At 56.1% G+C, this 17,271-nt stretch carries 19 protein-coding genes and 1 tRNA gene; 9 read left to right on the top strand and 11 right to left on the bottom strand.

Annotated features, from left to right (window positions below; genetic code table 11):
• Positions 1–9 precede the first annotated feature (9 nt).
• Positions 10–1,095: an efflux RND transporter periplasmic adaptor subunit gene (locus AC2CGI_RS09790; protein WP_021504875.1), complete on the bottom strand. Its 1,086-nt coding sequence runs from the start codon at positions 1,093–1,095 to the stop codon at positions 10–12.
• 145 nt (positions 1,096–1,240) lie between these two features.
• Here AC2CGI_RS09790 and soxR point away from each other — a divergent pair, with 145 nt between their 5' ends.
• On the top strand, positions 1,241–1,714 hold the full coding sequence (soxR, locus tag AC2CGI_RS09785) for a redox-sensitive transcriptional activator SoxR (protein WP_021504876.1): 474 nt from the start codon (positions 1,241–1,243) through the stop codon (positions 1,712–1,714).
• A 35-nt stretch (positions 1,715–1,749) separates the two neighbouring features.
• Here soxR and AC2CGI_RS09780 read toward each other — a convergent pair whose 3' ends face one another.
• The 5 genes from AC2CGI_RS09780 to AC2CGI_RS09760 all read right to left on the bottom strand — a co-directional run bounded on the left by AC2CGI_RS09780 (position 1,750) and on the right by AC2CGI_RS09760 (position 7,475).
• Positions 1,750–2,826 carry a fimbrial protein gene (locus tag AC2CGI_RS09780; RefSeq protein WP_015377373.1) on the bottom strand — a complete coding sequence of 359 codons (1,077 nt, stop codon included), beginning with the start codon at positions 2,824–2,826 and terminating at the stop codon, positions 1,750–1,752.
• Positions 2,827–2,844: 18 nt separating this feature from the next.
• A complete protein-coding gene (locus tag AC2CGI_RS09775) occupies positions 2,845–5,337 on the bottom strand; it encodes a fimbria/pilus outer membrane usher protein (RefSeq protein WP_076740360.1) in 2,493 nt (830 codons plus the stop codon).
• 15 nt (positions 5,338–5,352) lie between these two features.
• Entirely contained in the window at positions 5,353–6,048 is a 696-nt protein-coding gene (locus tag AC2CGI_RS09770) for a fimbrial biogenesis chaperone (protein ID WP_015377371.1), read from the bottom strand.
• A 48-nt stretch (positions 6,049–6,096) separates the two neighbouring features.
• Positions 6,097–6,681 carry a fimbrial protein gene (locus tag AC2CGI_RS09765; RefSeq protein WP_015377370.1) on the bottom strand — a complete coding sequence of 195 codons (585 nt, stop codon included), beginning with the start codon at positions 6,679–6,681 and terminating at the stop codon, positions 6,097–6,099.
• A 182-nt stretch (positions 6,682–6,863) separates the two neighbouring features.
• Entirely contained in the window at positions 6,864–7,475 is a 612-nt protein-coding gene (locus tag AC2CGI_RS09760) for a response regulator transcription factor (protein ID WP_015377369.1), read from the bottom strand.
• A 403-nt stretch (positions 7,476–7,878) separates the two neighbouring features.
• On the opposite strand from AC2CGI_RS09760, the gene AC2CGI_RS09755 reads away from it, so the two are divergent.
• Positions 7,879–8,676 carry a winged helix-turn-helix domain-containing protein gene (locus AC2CGI_RS09755; protein WP_021504879.1) on the top strand — a complete coding sequence of 266 codons (798 nt, stop codon included), beginning with the start codon at positions 7,879–7,881 and terminating at the stop codon, positions 8,674–8,676.
• The gene (locus AC2CGI_RS09750; protein WP_015377367.1) at positions 8,677–9,159 is read left to right on the top strand and encodes a hypothetical protein; all 483 of its coding nucleotides are present in this window, start codon (positions 8,677–8,679) and stop codon (positions 9,157–9,159) included.
• Positions 9,160–9,255: 96 nt separating this feature from the next.
• On the opposite strand, the gene AC2CGI_RS09745 is transcribed toward AC2CGI_RS09750, so the two are convergent.
• Together AC2CGI_RS09745 and AC2CGI_RS09740 are read right to left on the bottom strand one after the other, a co-directional pair.
• Positions 9,256–9,471, bottom strand: coding sequence for a hypothetical protein (locus tag AC2CGI_RS09745; protein WP_016928277.1), 216 nt, complete (start codon positions 9,469–9,471; stop codon positions 9,256–9,258).
• A gap of 228 nt (positions 9,472–9,699) precedes the next feature.
• Positions 9,700–9,787: transfer RNA gene (locus AC2CGI_RS09740), tRNA-Ser, on the bottom strand.
• Between the two features lie 225 nt (positions 9,788–10,012).
• On the opposite strand from AC2CGI_RS09740, the gene yccA reads away from it, so the two are divergent.
• Both yccA and tusE read left to right on the top strand, forming a co-directional pair.
• Positions 10,013–10,672, top strand: coding sequence for an FtsH protease modulator YccA (gene yccA, locus AC2CGI_RS09735; RefSeq protein ID WP_004928091.1), 660 nt, complete (start codon positions 10,013–10,015; stop codon positions 10,670–10,672).
• 111 nt (positions 10,673–10,783) lie between these two features.
• Positions 10,784–11,113 carry a sulfurtransferase TusE gene (tusE, locus tag AC2CGI_RS09730; protein WP_004928095.1) on the top strand — a complete coding sequence of 110 codons (330 nt, stop codon included), beginning with the start codon at positions 10,784–10,786 and terminating at the stop codon, positions 11,111–11,113.
• A gap of 34 nt (positions 11,114–11,147) precedes the next feature.
• Here tusE and yccX read toward each other — a convergent pair whose 3' ends face one another.
• Positions 11,148–11,426 carry an acylphosphatase gene (gene yccX, locus AC2CGI_RS09725; protein ID WP_004928098.1) on the bottom strand — a complete coding sequence of 93 codons (279 nt, stop codon included), beginning with the start codon at positions 11,424–11,426 and terminating at the stop codon, positions 11,148–11,150.
• 93 nt (positions 11,427–11,519) lie between these two features.
• On the opposite strand from yccX, the gene rlmI reads away from it, so the two are divergent.
• Positions 11,520–12,710: a 23S rRNA (cytosine(1962)-C(5))-methyltransferase RlmI gene (gene rlmI, locus AC2CGI_RS09720; protein ID WP_031300125.1), complete on the top strand. Its 1,191-nt coding sequence runs from the start codon at positions 11,520–11,522 to the stop codon at positions 12,708–12,710.
• 60 nt (positions 12,711–12,770) lie between these two features.
• Positions 12,771–13,088 carry a heat shock protein HspQ gene (hspQ, locus tag AC2CGI_RS09715; protein WP_004928104.1) on the top strand — a complete coding sequence of 106 codons (318 nt, stop codon included), beginning with the start codon at positions 12,771–12,773 and terminating at the stop codon, positions 13,086–13,088.
• Positions 13,089–13,148: 60 nt separating this feature from the next.
• On the opposite strand, the gene AC2CGI_RS09710 is transcribed toward hspQ, so the two are convergent.
• Positions 13,149–13,562, bottom strand: coding sequence for a CoA-binding protein (locus AC2CGI_RS09710; RefSeq protein WP_015377364.1), 414 nt, complete (start codon positions 13,560–13,562; stop codon positions 13,149–13,151).
• A 256-nt stretch (positions 13,563–13,818) separates the two neighbouring features.
• On the opposite strand from AC2CGI_RS09710, the gene AC2CGI_RS09705 reads away from it, so the two are divergent.
• Both AC2CGI_RS09705 and AC2CGI_RS09700 read left to right on the top strand, forming a co-directional pair.
• Positions 13,819–14,484: a DUF2057 family protein gene (locus AC2CGI_RS09705; RefSeq protein ID WP_076740361.1), complete on the top strand. Its 666-nt coding sequence runs from the start codon at positions 13,819–13,821 to the stop codon at positions 14,482–14,484.
• A gap of 124 nt (positions 14,485–14,608) precedes the next feature.
• Positions 14,609–15,067, top strand: a complete 459-nt coding sequence (locus AC2CGI_RS09700; protein WP_015377363.1) for a methylglyoxal synthase — start codon at positions 14,609–14,611, stop codon at positions 15,065–15,067.
• A 32-nt stretch (positions 15,068–15,099) separates the two neighbouring features.
• Here AC2CGI_RS09700 and helD read toward each other — a convergent pair whose 3' ends face one another.
• Positions 15,100–17,154: a DNA helicase IV gene (gene helD / locus AC2CGI_RS09695; RefSeq protein WP_130054961.1), complete on the bottom strand. Its 2,055-nt coding sequence runs from the start codon at positions 17,152–17,154 to the stop codon at positions 15,100–15,102.
• Between the last annotated feature and the right edge of the window lie 117 nt (positions 17,155–17,271).

Below are 17,271 nucleotides of genomic sequence, written 5' to 3'. Positions count from 1 at the left end.
GGTCTCTCCTCAGGAACCGGCCTGGGCGGCGTTCAGAGCATCCTGCGCCACCGGCTCGGCCGCCATGCCGTCGCTCAGCTTGAGCTGGCCCGAGGTCACCACCCGCTCGCCTTCCTGCAGGCCACTGACGATCTCGACGCGCCCGTCATTGCGTTCGCCCACGGTGACCGAGACGCGCTTGACCGTCATGCCCTTTTCACCCTGTTGCGCGACGAACACGGTATCGCCGTACGCCGTATAGGTCAGCGCCGTTTCCGGCACCGTCAGCACCGCCACGCGCTGTTGCTGCGTGACGCGAATGCCGGCGTACATGCCGGCCTTCAGCAATCCCTGGCGGTTAGTCAACGTCGCCTGCACCTGCACGGTGCGGGATTTGCCGATCATCGGGTCGATAGCGGTAATAGCGGCGGGGAAAGCGCGCTCGGGATAGGCGCCGACCTGCACCGACACCGCCTGCCCCAACGCCAGTCCGGCGCTGCTTTGTTCGTCCAGCGAGAAATTGACGCGCAGCGTATCGGCATCCACCAGGTTGGCCACCGCCTCGGCGGCGTTGAGGTATTGCCCTTCATGTACGCGACGAATGCCGATGACGCCGGAGAACGGCGCGCGGATCGCCTTTTGCGCGATTTTGGCCTGCGTTTCCTGCACCGCCCCGAACGCCATATCCCGTTCGGCCAGCGCATCGTCCAACTGCTGCCGCGCGGTGGCGTTGAGGTTCATCAGCTTGCGCATGCGCGCCAGCAGCAGATCGGCATTGCGCAGCTGCGCCTGCAGGCGCACCAGCTCAGCCTGCTCGACCGCATCGTTGAGCTGCACCAGCAGTTGCCCCTGCCGTACCGTTTGGCCGGATTCGAACAGGATGCGCGTGATGCGGCCGCTGGTCTCTGCCGCCACTTCCACCTGGCTGGCCGCCTCCAGCTCGCCTACGCCGGCGTAACTGCGCGCCGCCTGTTCACGCAGTGCGGGCGCCAGCGCCACTTTCACCGGCGGATAGGCCGGCGCGCCTTCGCTTTGCCGCGCGGTGGATCGCATCGCTACCGCAGCGACGGCGAGCGCCGCCAGCAGCGCGGCAATAATGAGGTATCGTTTCATCATGTAACGGTTTCTTCCTGATTTTACAGCCAAAGCCACCCTTCCCCCGACGCAGCGCAGGCAAGTGACGAAAGATGCCGGTTGCCAAGCCCGGCTGGCTGCACTATAAAACCTCAGGTTAACTTGAGGTCAAGCCGAGGAACGTGGAATGGCAAGAAATGAACCGATTAACACCTATCGGCTATTGACCGTTGGGGAAGTGGCGAAGCGCAGCGGCGTGGCGGTATCCGCGTTGCACTTTTACGAGAGCAAGGGGTTGATTCAGGCGACGCGCAACGCCGGTAACCAGCGCCGCTACACGCCGGTGGTGTTGCGCTACATCGCGGTGATCAAGATCGCGCAAAGCGCGGGCATTCCGCTGGAGGAGATCCGCGCCACGCTGGGCCGCTTTCCCGCCGGCAGCAAGCTGACCTCGGAGCAATGGGGCGTGTTGTCCTCCGCCTGGCGCAAAACGCTGGATGAGCGCATTCAAAGACTGACCATGCTGCGCGACCATCTCGACAGCTGCATCGGCTGCGGCTGCCTGTCGCTCGCCGACTGCCCGCTGCGCAACCCAAACGATATTTTGGGCCAACAGGGCGCCGGCGCACATATTTTCGAACACCCGACGGAACACCGGTGAACGAAACAGGTTGCGCACCGGTTCTCCCGAACCTCTCAGGGATAGATGATGTTCAACGTGGCCGAGGTGTTGAGTTCCCCCTGCGTCACGCCATCGCGCTGATAAGGGTAATAATAAGCGCCCATGCCGATGATGAAATGACTGTTCAGGCTGCCGCCGGCGGCGACGTGAAACAGTGAGGTGGCGCTGCCGCGATCGACGTTGGAAGGTGACAATACCACCGGCGAGCTCGGCATGTCGCGCTTGACCAGGCGCAGCCCCACCCCTTGCGCACCGCCCGCATTGGCATTGGTCAACACGCTGGCGTCAGAGGCCAGCAGGTTATTGCTGGACAGGAACATCTCAACGGCGCGATCCGCGATGCCTTCCTGCTGCATGTTCTGGCAGCTGATGTTCAGCGAGAACGGCGTGTAGCCGGGTTGATTGTTATTCAGCACCTGCGCCACGCCCATTTTGGGCAACCTGACCGTCAGGCCGGCATTGTCGAAATGACAGGTGGTGGTTTTCGGCGCGTACCTCACCGTCATCGGTTGACCGTACATATCACGGTCGTCATAAGGCCATTTTCGAAAACCGCTCGCGATCCACGACAGGAGTTTGCTCAACATTTTTAACGGCCAGCCAAGGATCTCTCCCAATGACATACCGCTCATATCACTGACGAACAGCACGTCTTCAAACGGATAGCTATCGCCATTGACCAACAACCCGTCTTTGGGTTTTTGCACCAGCGAAAATCGCACCGTCATCATTGTATTCAGTTCGCTGGCCGAATGGCTTCCCGCCCCTCTTAACGTAATATTCTTGATGTCATTGGTGATTTCAGCGCGTACCCACTGCTTGCCATCATTGAAACCGATATAGGTGGCATATTTATCTTTCGGTGACAGCACCGGCGTATAGGAAAATTCGAATTTGCGGCCTGAACATCGGAAAGTCCCGCTATATTGGGTAGACGTCTGGTATTCCCAGACCGGGTTAGCGGCGCTCAGTTTGTCAGAAAGGTCTACAAATAGCGCAGGGGCGTACTCAATGCCCTTGCCATAGCAGGAAGCATAGCTATAGCCGCTGAACAACCCGGACAGCAGCAGCAAAAAAATCAGCCTGATCATAGATTCGGTTATCCTGTATTAGCGGCAAACGCCGGGCGACGCATCCAGCGCCAGATTCGGTTTGGCGATGTGGCAACTGCCGTCGCGCAATTGCACCGTCAACGCCGTTGGCGGCTGTTCGGCGCGCAGGTACAACACGCTGGCCTGGCCGACAAAACCTACCGACCGATCGTTTTCATCCATCACTTCGGCGCCGAACGGCAGCGGTGCACCATCGGCGCGCTGCGCACGCAGCTGGAATGGCCGACGTTGATCGGTCTCGAATTTCAGGTAGCTGACCGCGCCGTAGTAAGGCACATGGTTGGCGACGTTGCCGCTGATTTCCGCCCCGCTGCTGTGGCCGGTATCCGATAGCGTGACCGAGTTTTGCCGGTACGGCGTGGCATAAGGCACCAGCGCCAAACCCTGCGCATTGGTCACGATGCTTTCGTCGCCGTTGACCATCAGCCCTTCGGCCTGCGGCGCCTCGACCACCGTCATGGTGTTGCCGATCTCGTTCGACGCCAGCAGATGCCAGGGGATCGCCACCAGGCTGCCGCGCGCGCTGAGGCCGCTCTGACGATAATCGTTGCCTTCGCTGTAGGAGACGCCCAGCGTCGAGGCGCGGGCGCGATAGGCCGCATTGACGCTGGCCATATTGTCACCGCCGCTGCGATTGCTGCCGCTCAGCGAGTAGCTCAGGCGGTTGGACTCCAGCGCATTGCCGCTCAGGCTGACCGTGCTTTGCTGATAGTGGGAGTCTGTCGCAGACAGGCCGGTGCTGAGGTAGGCGTTGTTATCGAACACCGACAGCGGCAGGCTGAACGACAGGTAATAGCGCGTCTCTTCCTCACGCTGGCTATTGCGCACCCGGCTGGCGGAAACGGAGTAGCTGACGCGCCCCAGATTGTTGGAGTACCCCAGCTGGTATTCGCGGCTTTTCGCATTGGCCGTCCAGTAATCACGCTGGGAGCCGGAGAAGAACAGCGTGCCCCATCCTTCGTTAAGACGCTGGTTCAGGTTGAGCGTAAAGGTATTTTTCGGCCGAGCCGAACGCAGCGCATCCCAGGTGTTCATATCCAGTTCGGACACGCCCTCCTCGTCACGCCAGCGATCAAACTGACGCTCCAGCTGGCGATAGCCGTCATTGGAGTAAATGGCGTCGGTAAAGCTGTAGTAACCGCGGGTGGAATAGCGATAGGCAGCCAGCGTGAAGTTGGTCGCGGTGACATCGAGAAATTTACTGTAGGCGATACGGAAGCTCTGCCCGCTTTCACGGCGGTTTTTCAGGCGAGTATCGGCATGTGTCAGATCAATGGACACCGCCCCTATCGGCAGGTTCCAGCCGCTGCCGAGCAGCCAGGCCTGATAGTCGTCGCTCAAAATGCTGCCGGCATAACCCGTTACCAGATTGTTGAAACCGTACTGCAGGGTGCCCTGTACAAAGCCGGGTTCGTAATCGGTATTGCTTTCGTTTACCTTGCCGGCCAGTACGCTGTATTGGCTGACACCCTGTTTCAACATGTTGGGTACGGCTGAAAACGGCACGCTGAACGACTGCTCGCGCCCGTCAGCCTCTTTGACCGTCACCCACAGATCGCCCGCCGAACCGGTCGGCTGAATGCTGTCGAGGGTAAAGGCGCCCGGCGGCACGTTTTCCTGGTAGATCACGTTGCCGTTCTGCACCACTTTCACCAGGGCGTTGGATTGCGCCACGCCACGCACAATCGGTGAAAAACCCTGCTGCGAGTTGGGCCGCATGCTGATATCCGACGCCAGCGCCACCCCGCGAATGCGTACCGAGTCAAACAGCTCCCCCGGCGAATAAAAATCACCGGCGGTCAGGTTGGATTTGATGTCGGCGAACCCGCGCTGAAGATAACGCGTGTTGTTTTGCCACTGGCTCCCCCGCCCGCTGCCGTGGCGAAAGCTGCTGCTGTCGCGAAATTGCCAGCCGGCCAGATTGATCCCGGACTCCAGCCCGGTATAAAAATCGTCATTATTGCTGCGATTGCCTTCGCCACGCGCCTCGGCGTGGTAGTAGGTCGCGTTGTAAGCCAGCGTCAACGCGGAGATGCCACGATTCCAGAAAGCCGGATCCACGTACCCTGCTTCCGATCGGTTGACCCGCGCCTGCGGCACCGTCAACCGCAGGCTCAGCGCGCCGACGTCCATATCGAACCGCCCGCCCTGTACCAGCGAGGCGATCGACAGCGTCGTCTGGGGCGCCTGAGGTGTCGGCAATTGACTCAGATCGATGCCCAACCGCTGTGCATCCTGGTAGGTAATTTGAATATCGTCGCGTTGCGTGCCAAACAGCAGCGCGTAGCGCCCTTTCCAGTCATGATTGACATACACATCGATCTCCTGCCGGCCGGCAGGCATGTCATTGTTGAGGTAAAAACGCGAAAGATCGGAATCGCGCGATTCGCCGGCCAACAGCGAAGTATCGAACGTCACCGCCCAGGCCGTATCCGGCAACAAGAATGAAGAGGCGGTCAGCAGCGAGAGGACTTTTTTATTCAGCTTCATTGTTGTTCTTTCAGGTTAGTGTGCGGTGATGGCTTTAGACTTGTAAGCCCCCAGATCGTCGATATACATCAGGTCATAACGCGCGTTTTTACTGACCGATCGTTTGCTGGCAGCAAACTGGGTGGAAAACGGCGCAACCATCAGCGAATCAACCAGCAGATGCTTGTCCTCACCCTGGCCGATATTCGCTACCGTGATGAAATACGGGCTGTTGTTGATGACGTTGAACCCCTTGCCATTGGCTTGCAGCGTCAGTTTTTCCAATGCGTTTTCTACGCCGCGGGTTAAGGCCTGCGGGCGGTAGAACAGCTTGATGCGCGATTTGATCGCCAGCTGCAGCGTATTGGTACCCTGCAGGTTTTCCGGCGTCGGCGGGATATCCAGCACGTTGAGATAGAACACCGATTCACGATCCGCCGCCAACGCGGCGCCGACTTTCTGAATGCGCAGCTGCTGCCCGCTGTTGCCGTTCACTTTCACCACCGGTGGCGATAGCAAAAACGGTACGTTGGCGGTTTCCGGGGTGGAATTGATGTCGCCGTCGTCGATCCAGGCCTGAACCAGTGAGGGATCGGCACCGTTATTCAGCAGTTGGACAATCACATCCTTGTTGTTTGCCGGGTAGATCACCCGCGTACCGTTAACCACCACATTGGCCTGCGCGCCAACGGAACCGAGCAACAGCGCCGCTATCATCATATATTTTTTCATCGTTCCCCCGGGTGGCCAGGCCCATCAAGGGCCTGGCTTTCAGCGCGATTACAGGTAAGAAATGGTGTAAGTCACGTTGGAGCTCAGAGCGCCCACTTTTGCCGCTTCAGCGTTGGTTTTGTAGTAGTACGCGTCCAGCGTCAGGGTTTCTGAATCCGGTGCCGCTTTATCGCCCATGATGTCGGTGACATAAGGCACGTTCAGCTGGATCGGGGTGGAAGAACCGGTTTCAGCCAGAGAGAAGCCCACGTTCTTCGCAACGGAAGCGTCGTTCTCGTTGACCGAGTTGTTCAGCAAATATTTGCCGTCGGTGGAGATGTTATCCGCGGAGGAGAAGTAGATTTTCAGCGGGGTGCCTGCAGTGCCGGCCGCCGGCGAACAGCCGGAGAAGGTCAGCGAGAAGGACTTCTTGTTCTTGGTGATTGGCCCAACGGCGTTACCCGCGTCGGTCACCGAGATCGGGCTCAGCGCAACGGTGAAATCCGCGCTTTTTCCGCCGTTAATCGTACAGGTGGTGTCGGTAATGGCACCGGTAAAGTTAATGATGCCACCGGCGGAATTGTCTTCAGCAAAAGCCGTTGGCGCAGCGACCGCAGCCGCCATGATTGCAACAGAAAACATCTTCTTCATCATGAGATAAAACTCCATAACAGTTTGGTTTAAGAGAATAAATAAAAATCAGCCGCTGCCGGCGGGATAAAGAAATCCCTCCCCGTAATACAGAGGCAAAAGGATGAACACATTCCTGTTTTTATAAAATCAAGCAATAGCGTTATTAATCACCCGACAATAAAAACGATGAAAATAACGAATCTCTAGGGAACCTCCGAGAAACCGGATGAGATTTCCAGTAAGTTGTGCACCCGATTCTTCAATCCCATTTTGCGTAATGCACTGCATTTCTGCGTACTGACCGTTTTTACGCTTTTATCAAGAATCTTGGAAACCTGAGTCACCGTATAGCCGAAGGAAAGCAAATGGAGCGTTTCCACTTCACTTTCCGTCAGACAACTTTTCGTATGGCGCCCCACTCCACTCGCAACGCCTCCATTCAATGCAGGGCGCTGCGAGATATTATCCATCAGAAAAGACAGCTCTTTACTGATGCCGGGGACACTGCCTTTTTTATCGAGCACGACGACATCATGCGAGACAGAACGAAATAACAGACGGCGCTTCTCTTCCGTCGTCAAAAAAATCTTTACACCATGAATAGCAGCCAATAACGCGACAGCCATACTGAAACGCAACATGCTTTTTACCGCATCATCGACGATCAGAATATCGTGGCAATTTCGCCCCATAGCCAAAGGCAGATCGTCGTAGTAGGCAATAACGTGATCTTTATGAAAAATCCTTGGCATCAATATTCTTTTTATCGCCTCTCTGAAGAAAATGTTTTCAGATACGATACCGATACTGAGCATACTTCCTCCATCCATGGCCAAAGACAACGTCGATACTTTGCACTAAATACCTGTCTTTTCCTTGGAAAACTCACATTGCCGTTCGGGAGCAAACAATAAGCGATTGGCACATAAACAAGCGCCGTAAACACTAAGATAATTCTGCATCAAATCATTAACGACAGGAACATTATTTTTATTAACCTAAATTTTAATTATTATAATCTGTAAAAACTAATTTTTTTAGAATTTAACTCCAAAAATGACATAAAAAACGGCAAAGGACTGCGTTTTCCGTTCGCCGAGAAAATAAAAAAACGTCCTTGATTATTTATGTTTTCCGCCCAGAACCTTGACCTACCCGAAGTTTCACTAAATACTAGCCGCGAACTGGAAGCCTATATCATTATAAAAACCTGAATACATGAAATATATTATCGACCTCTGCGTGATCTATGACGCAAACGCGTGTCGTCTCCAACTCATTGATAATGATGAGTCATCGATACGGATATCCAACCCGGCTTCACGCCTGTTAATTGAAATGCTGACTCACCCCAATATCCCATTGAAACGTGAGATGTTGATAAAAAAGGTATGGGAAGAGTATGGTTTTTCAGGCTCATCGATCAGTCTAAATGTAGCCGTCAGTGAAATAAGGAAAGCATTCAAGCTTCTGGGTAGAGAGACCTCCCCAATAAAAACCCTGGCGAAAGTCGGGTTTTGTTTCACCGCTATGATTGAAATTTATCCGCCACCGCAGGTAACCGTCAGCGAAACGCCGCCTTCTTATGCTTCAGAGCCGCTTTCGCCCCTGGCACCTGTTGCCGAACCACACCTGGTGCCGCCGCAGAAAAAGGTAAAGGTTAGCGCTGTTGCCACTGTCTGCTGCGTATTTATTCCTCTGTTGATCGTAGCGACGCTTTATCCTATCGAACCTGCTGATCAACCTCGGGAGAATTTAGTTGCGTTAGGAAAAAAAGAAAATTGCACCTTATATTCTCTGGATGCAGATAAACATATTGATGACGAACTGGAAAAGCGCATGGTCAACCAGGCATTAGAAGGCAGCGGTGTGGATTGTCTAGCCAGTAAGGCGGATATCTATTTTTCCTCCGAAAAACATACGTTGATTTATAACACCTTCCTCGGTGTATGCTATCTCGGCTCGCAAGGTCGATATACCCAGTGTGTTACCTACAAAATTCTCAATGGAAAATAAATGGCCGCATTGCGCAACCCAAAAATACTGATTATCGGATTTTTGGCAGTGATTCTCTTCATTGTCCTGCTTCGCGTTTTCACACCCGACGCACCTGTACATATGAATTGCCAAGCCGATACGATCACAAAAAAACGATTAGCTTCAGGCGATGACCTGGAACTAAAAGTGACGGGCAGTTTATTCATCTATGACGAGCATCGCGCCATGATCGTTCAACGTGGGGACATTACCGTGGGAGGAAAAACCTACAGCCTGGATAGAAAAATAAACTTTGATATAAAGAGGTTGGATCACGGGTTTTACATGACCACCCACCGAGAAATCAGCAAAGCCCCCGACGATAACGCGCCGGATGAGCTGACCAAAGAAATCCCCATGATCTCTCTCGGCATTAAGAACGGCGTTTTTTCGATGCGTAAAGTGCGACAGGATGCGTACATCGTTCATGGCGTGCTTTTCCCGGTCACGTTATGCCGTTAACGTGAAAGCAGAATGCCATAAAGAGACAGCGAAGAAACACAAGGGGGCGCGCTCTTGGCAAACACGCCCCAGATAACGGTTGGGGAGGCGGGAAGACTATTTTACCGACATATCCGTGCGGACGATGCCATGGTTTTTCATCACCTCTTCCATGGTGAGGTTCTCATCGTACGGCGTATCGTCCACCACGACGTCTTGCGGGCGGACATAAGGTTTGGTCGCGCGTTTGAACATCCACCACCATACGAACACCAGGAAAGCGCCGGACTTCAAAAAGATCATGGTCCATAAGGCGACTTGATACCAGTTCATCTCTGTCTCCATAAGAGCATTAAACGAAATTGATAAGGCGGCGTTGCTTGTCGCACCGGTAACGCCTGGCAACAGCAGGCAGCCGAGCGGCCGGCCTTGATAGGTGCATAATCTCACCGACGCATGGCCCTTATCAATAGCCGATCGCGTTTCCTGCAAAAGCGCCCCGGTTTATCCGCACGCAAAAGCAAAAAACCCCGTGCTCAGAGAGCACGGGGTCAGAATGTATGGCGGAGGAGCAGAGATTCGAACTCTGGAACGGTTTCCCGTCGACGGTTTTCAAGACCGTTGCCTTCAGCCACTCGGCCACCCCTCCGCAACGACGCGCACTATAAACAGACCTTATTCGCTTGTAAAGCCCGAACGCGTTCAACCGCGCGAAAAATCGCCGCAGGCAAAGCAAACGGCGATCAAACGAACACCCACCCCGCTGTTGCCATAATGATAACTAAGGGTAAAGATTGGTAAACAAACTTTAATCAAGCCCTTGCGCTGCCTATCATCGGGATTATTTTGTGATGGCCTGATAAGAGAGAGCATTATGGACCGCATTGTCGTCTCATCTTCTTCGCGCGACTCGCTGCTCAGCACGCATAAAGTCCTGCGCAACACCTATTTCCTGTTATCCCTGACCCTGGCTTTCTCAGCCCTGACCGCGACCGCCAGTACAATGTTGGGTCTGCCTGCACCAGGCTTGCTGCTGATGCTGGTCGGTTTCTACGGCCTGATGTTCCTGACCCATAAACTGGCCAACAGCCCGGCGGGCATTCTGGCGGCTTTCGCGCTGACCGGTTTCATGGGATACGCCCTCGGCCCGATCCTCAGTTCGTTCCTGAACGCGGGCGCGGGCGATCTGATCATGCTGGCGCTGGGCGGCACCGCCGCGGTGTTCTTCTGCTGCTCGGCGTATGTGCTGACCACTCGTAAAGACATGTCGTTCCTGTCCGGCATGATGATGGCCGGTTTTGTGGTGCTGCTGGTGGCGGTGATCGCCAACCTGTTCCTGCAGATCCCTGCTCTGCACCTGGCTATCAGCGCGCTGTTCATCCTGTTCTCCGCCGGCGCGATCCTGTGGGAAACCAGCAACATCATTCACGGCGGCGAGACCAACTACATTCGCGCCACCGTTAGCCTGTACGTGTCGCTCTACAACATGTTCATCAGCCTGTTGAGCATTCTGGGCTTCGCCCGCAGCAACTGATCGCGCGTTACGCATGTCTTCCAGGCCCCGCTCCGGCGGGGCTTTGTTTTTTGCGGCCGAAAAAATTTGCTAAACTGGCGGCCGTTCCGAATTATCCGTTATCGAGGCAGTATGTTGGAGTTTGAAGGTCAGGTTATCGACACTGACGCGCAGGGCTATTTGAAAAACAGCGCCGACTGGCATGAGGGCCTGGCGCCGCTGCTGGCCGCGCAGGAAGAGATCGTGCTCACCGAAGCACACTGGGAAGTGGTGCGCTTCGTGCGCGACTTCTATCAGGAATTCAATACGTCGCCGGCTATTCGCATGCTGGTCAAAGCCATGGCGCAGAAATACGGCGAAGAAAAAGGCAACAGCCGCTATCTGTATCGCCTGTTCCCGAAAGGGCCGGCCAAACAAGCCACCAAAATCGCCGGCTTGCCGAAACCGGTGAAATGCATCTGACCGCGCCGCCCGCAGCGCCGCTGCAGGCGAGCATTTAATAGCGAATGCCAAACCCGGCGTAATCGGCCACCCCCTGCGGTTCCACTAGCACGCGTTCGACGCGTGCGCTGCGCGGGCCGCCCTGTTTCAACCACTCCACCAGCTTATCCACCTGCGCCTGTGTGCCGCAGGCCACCACCTGAACGCTGCCGTCATCGAGATTGCGCGCATAGCCGGTCACCCCCAACGCCTCAGCCTGCCGCTGAGTGGAATAGCGGAACCCTACCCCCTGCACCACGCCATACACATACGCAGCAATGCAAACTTGTGTCATAATCGCCCCCTTAATTCAGTTTTCATTATGGCATTGCCGTGCCTTTGCACCGCCGTGTCACTCTTTCTATCCTAGCTGGCAGCATTATTAATTATGACCGTACGCCTGTTTCTCGCCAAAGGACGTGAAAAGTCCTTACTCCGTCGCCACCCTTGGGTGTTCTCCGGCGCCGTTCAACGCGTTGAGGGTAAAGCCCTCTCCGGTGAAACCATCGATATCCTCGACAGCCAGGGCAAGTGGCTGGCGCGCGGCGCCTATTCGCCCGAGTCGCAGATCCGCGCACGCGTCTGGACTTTCCAGCAGGATGAAGAGATTAACATCGATTTCTTCATTCGCCGCCTGCAGCAAGCGCAAAGCTGGCGCGACTGGGTCGCGCAGCGTGACGGTCTGGACGGATACCGCCTGATCGCCGGCGAGTCCGACGGCCTGCCGGGCATCACTATCGATCGCTTCCAGAATTTCCTGGTGCTGCAGCTGCTGTCCGCCGGTGCCGAATACCAGCGCCCGGCCCTGCTTTCCGCCCTGCAGCATTGCTACCCGGAATGTTCGATTTACGATCGCTCCGACGTTGCGGTGCGTAAAAAAGAAGGCCTGCCGCTGGCGCAGGGTCCGGTGCTGGGCGATCTGCCGCCGGAACTCCTGCCTATTACCGAGCACGGCATGAAGCTGCTGGTGGACATTCAGCAAGGGCACAAGACCGGTTTCTACCTCGACCAACGCGACAGCCGCCTGGCGGCGCGGAACTACTCTGCCGGCCGCCGAGTGCTGAACTGCTTCTCCTACACAGGCGCCTTCGCCGTTTCCGCTCTGATGGGCGGCTGCGCGCAGGTGATCAGCGTGGATACCTCGCAGGCGGCGCTGGACATCGCCAAACAGAACGTCGAACTCAACAAGCTTGATCTGAACAAGGCGGAGTTCGTTCGCGATGACGTGTTCCAGCTGCTGCGCAACTACCGCGCTCAAGGCGAAAAATTCGATCTGATCATCATGGATCCGCCTAAGTTCGTCGAGAACAAGAATCAGCTGGCCAGCGCCTGCCGCGGTTACAAAGACATCAACATGCTGGCGCTGCAGTTGCTGAATCCAGGCGGCATTCTGCTCAGCTTCTCCTGCTCCGGCCTGATGCCGACCGACCTGTTCCAGAAAATTTTGGCCGATGCCGCTGTAGATGCCGGACGTGATGTACAATTTATAGAGCAGTTCCGCCAGGCTGCCGATCACCCGGTGATCGCCACGTATCCTGAGGGGCTGTATCTGAAAGGCTTCGCTTGTCGGGTGATGTAACTTGAAATGCGCTGCCTTGCCCCCATATATGAGCAAGGCATTGTTTCTCAGGAGGTCATCATGATTGCCAGCAAATTCGGTATCGGACAACAGGTTAGGCATAAACTGCTGGGGTATTTGGGGGTCGTTATCGATATCGACCCGGAATACTCTTTAGAACAACCCAAAGCTGACGAGATAGCGGCGAACGACGAACTGCGTTCCGCCCCTTGGTACCACGTGGTGATGGAAGACGAGGAAGGCCAACCGGTGCACACCTATCTGGCGGAAGCGCAGCTGGATGGTGAGCCCCAGGAGGCGCACCCCGAGCAACCATCGCTGGATGAACTGGCGGAATCCATCCGTCACCAGTTACAGGCGCCACGTTTGCGCAATTGACCGCGCCAAGACCTGAGAAACCCCGAGAGGGCCCGGCATCGCGCCAGGCCCTTTTTTTATTTAGCGCTCCAGCCCTAAACGCGGGATTTCTATTTTTGGGCAGCGATCCATCACCACGCGCAGCCCAGCCTGTTGCGCCAGCGCTGCCGCCTGATCGTTGATCACCCCTATCTGCAACCACAGCGCCTTGGCGCCGATCGCTATCGCCTCTTGCGCCACGCCGTAAGCCGCCTCCGAATTGCGAAACACGTCAACCATATCCACCGGCTGTGGGATAGCGGCCAGCGTAGGGTAAACCTGCTGCCCCAGCAGCGTCTGCCCCGCCAGTTTTGGGCTGACCGGGATCACCTGATACCCTTGTGCCAACAGATATGCCATCACACCATAACTGGGCCGCGACGGGTTATCGCTGGCGCCGACCAGCGCGATGGTTTTCACCTGCTGCAACAGCTCAACAATCTCTTGATCTTGCATCTTCAACTCCCGTTTATCACTGCGTCACTTTCCATTTCGAGTGTAACCGATCGGCATTCGCTCGGTTAAACGCTAATGCGAAGGAAACTTCACCGCAATCTTATGGTCAGAGGCTGTCGCGGTTCAGCTGCGCACGGTCGTGTCTAATCGCGATAAAATATGTAAAAATGTAAACAAAATACCCGATTGAAAAATTTTGACACAACCTATGCCGTGTTCAACACTTAGAGCTACGTCACTTTATAAGGAGATAATGATGAGATTTGGTCTGGTGGTTGCGGCGTTGCTCAGCATCAGTATGCCTGCCGCGGCTACGACCCTGAAACTCTCCCCGGACATCGACCTGCTGGTGGTCGACGGCAAGAAAATGACAGGTTCGTTGTTAAAAGGTGCCGACAGCCTTGAACTGGATGGCGGGCAGCACCAGTTGCTGTTTAAAGTGACCAAAACCGTACGTTCCGGCCAGCATACACAGGCCTATACCTCCCTGCCGCTGGTTGCCAGCTTCAATACGCAAAAGATCAGCCAAGTGGCGATCGAACTGCCGCGCATCGAGAACGATCGTGATGCGCAACGCTTTGACAGAACGTTAAATTATCTGGTGGTCGATAAAGACGGCAACGCCTTGCCATTCCGGCATGATGCGCTGCATCCCGACAGCGTCACCTTCAATACCGATTTGGAAAAGGTGATGACCGATTACAACCGCCAGAACCGCCCAGCCTCCGTTCCGACCTTTGTGCAGGCGAACGCAGGCAATCCCTCAACCCCCGCGTTGGCCGGCGCACCGCTGAATGCCCCGACGGTGACGTTGAAAGGTGAAAACGTGTCGGAACAGATGTTGCAATACTGGTTCCAACAGGCCGACAAGGAAACACAGAAGCGCTTCCTGCGCTGGGCCAATAAACAACCGATTCGCTGATCCCTCCCGGCGTCTTTCCCCGCAAAGGCGCCTTTTCTTCGCATTTTCAAGCGCAAACGCTAGGCAGTGAAAAACAGTTTCAGTAATCTGTCGCACATCCCCCTGATTAGCGAAGGACACCGAGATGGAATTGACTACCCGCACTATCGCCGCGCGCAAACACATTGCGCTGGTGGCGCACGATCACCGCAAACAGGCCCTGTTGGAGTGGGTAGAAAGCCACAAGACTATTCTGGCGCAGCATCAGCTTTACGCCACCGGTACGACCGGCAACCTGATACAGCGCGCCAGCGGCATTCCCGTCACCAGCATGCTGAGTGGGCCGATGGGCGGCGATCAGCAGGTTGGCGCACTGATTGCGGAAGGCAAGATAGACATGCTGATCTTCTTCTGGGATCCGTTGAACGCGGTGCCGCACGATCCGGACGTGAAGGCGCTGCTACGGCTGGCGACCGTATGGAATATTCCGGTGGCCACCAACCGCTCGACCGCAGACTTTCTGATCGACTCTCCGCTGTTCAAAAGCGAGGTGGAGATCGCTATCCCCGACTATCAGCGCTACCTGCAAGACCGCCTGAAGTAGTCCTCACGGCCTGGCTGCCGCCAGGCCCGAGCTTACGGTTTTTTCTGCACCGGTACGCCAAGATCCTGCAGGTGTTCAACGAATACCGAAGGGTGCTCACGATCCTGCAACAGCCATACCTGATGTTTAGCGCGAGTTAACGCGACATACAGCAGACGGCGTTCCTCGGCATCCGGGAAATCCTCCGGCCGCGGCAGTAGCACCTCTTCCAACACCGACTCGCGCGCCACGGCGGGGAAACCGTCACGCCCCTCATGCAAACCGGCAATGATGACGTATTCCGCCTGCTGCCCCTTGCTGGCATGGATGGTCATAAACTCCAGATTCAGTTTAGGCCAGCGGGTGGCCGCTTTCGCCAACGCTTCCGGTTTCAGATGATGGTAACGCGCCAGCACCAGAATGCGTTCATCCGGCTTGGCGTAGCCGCTCAGCTTGTCCAGTAAGGGTTCCAACTGCTCGTGCGGCAGGATCGCCACCGACTTTTTATTGCCCTTGCTCAGGCTGTTGAGCGGTTTTTTCAGCTGGTGCGGATTCTGCTGCACGAACCGGTTGGCCACCTCGCCGATACGTTCGTTGAAGCGATAAGTCGTGTCCAGCGCGCACTGCGCCCCTTCGCCGAAGTGGGTGGCAAAAGCCGTGGTTAACGTCAACTCTGCGCCACTGAAGCGATAAATCGCCTGCCAGTCATCCCCCACCGCAAACAGGCAGGTCTGCTTGTTCTGTCGGCGCAATGCCGCCAGCAATAACGCACGCTGCGGTGAGATATCCTGAAATTCGTCGACCAGAATATGTTTCCATGGGCTGACGAAGCGCCCCTTGTCGAGAATGTTGACTGCCTGATGGATCAGGCCGGAGAAGTCCACCGCCCCTTCCTCTTTCAAGGCGCTTTTCCAGGCTTTCAGCAGCGGCACCATCAGCCGGATGCGTTTTGAAAACAGATCGCGGATGTCTTCATCCGCCTGCTCAATCATTTCCGCCTGGCTGCCGCCGTGCATGCGCATCAACCCCAGCCACCGCTCGAGCCGGCCCGCCAGGCGATCCGCGAGGCGTTTATCTTGCCAGAAGTCGCCTTCCGGCACTTCCCATTCCAGCTCTTCGGTCAACCATTGACGCCACCCCTTGGCCTGGGCTTTCTTCTCCGCGCACTGTTGGCGCCAATGGGTAATCAGCAGCGCTTTGCGCGCGTTGGCATCGGTTTCCAACCTGCTGATGGCCGGCGCTTTGCGGCTGCCTTGTTGAATGATTTGCAGCGCCAAGGCATGGAAGGTCTTGGCCTGAATGCCGACATCGCCCAAACGTTCTTTGATGCGGTCGTTCATCTCGCCGGCGGCCTGGCGGCCGAACGCCAACAGCAAGATTTGCCCCGGCTCCGCCTCCTGACGGCGCAGCAGCCAGCCGGCGCGCGCCACCAGCACCGACGTTTTGCCGCTGCCGGCGCCGGCCAACACCAGCACGGAATCCTCGCCATTGACCACCGCCCGGCTCTGGGCGTCGTTGAGCGGCGAGCTCTCGACGGTCTGGAAGAAGTCGTGATGTTGCTCCAGCATGCGATCGGTCCACTGCCGGTTGCGTTGTTCAACGCTGCGTTGCCCCTGCTGCAGCCATTGCAGACACAGATGGTAATCGGCCCGGCAGTTATCGAATTCATCCAGGCGCGCTACCGGCATCGGCAGCGCGGAGAAAGCCTCACGAATTTGCTGCTGCAGCTTGCCCAGCTCAGACTTTTTGAACCATTTATCTTGCTGCTCAATGCGCTGAATCTGCGCCACCTGCTGTTGCAGCACGCCGGCGCTGACCTCACTCATTTCGGCGCTCCAGTGCTGCCACGCCTGCTGCAGATAGTGATAAAAACGCTGCGTTTCCTGCCATTCGGTACCGTGCAGCCGCACCACTTTTTCGTCCGGCAATTCAAATTCCAGCTCGCCCCAGACGATGCCGCGCTTGCACCTGACCTGAATCAGTTGATTGAAGGGGATCAGGTATTCATGTTTTTCCCCGCTCACCTCAACGCCGGCGTGCAGCAACCGCACGCGGTTATAAGGGTGCTGAGCCAGGTGTTTCCCCAGCGATGTCGCTTTAAGTTCCATATCGTCGCGCCATGACTATGTTGAGAGTAAATAACGGATATCTGCCAGTTTACCTGCGATAAGCAGTGGCACTCTAGCGCTAAAAAAAGGGTAGAATAGATTTTGCGTTTTTATCGT

It is taken from the genome of Serratia sp. LSHTC3, assembly GCF_057197125.1.
Note: the sequence above shows the minus strand (reverse complement) of the source record. Positions and strands in the feature narration are given on the sequence as shown.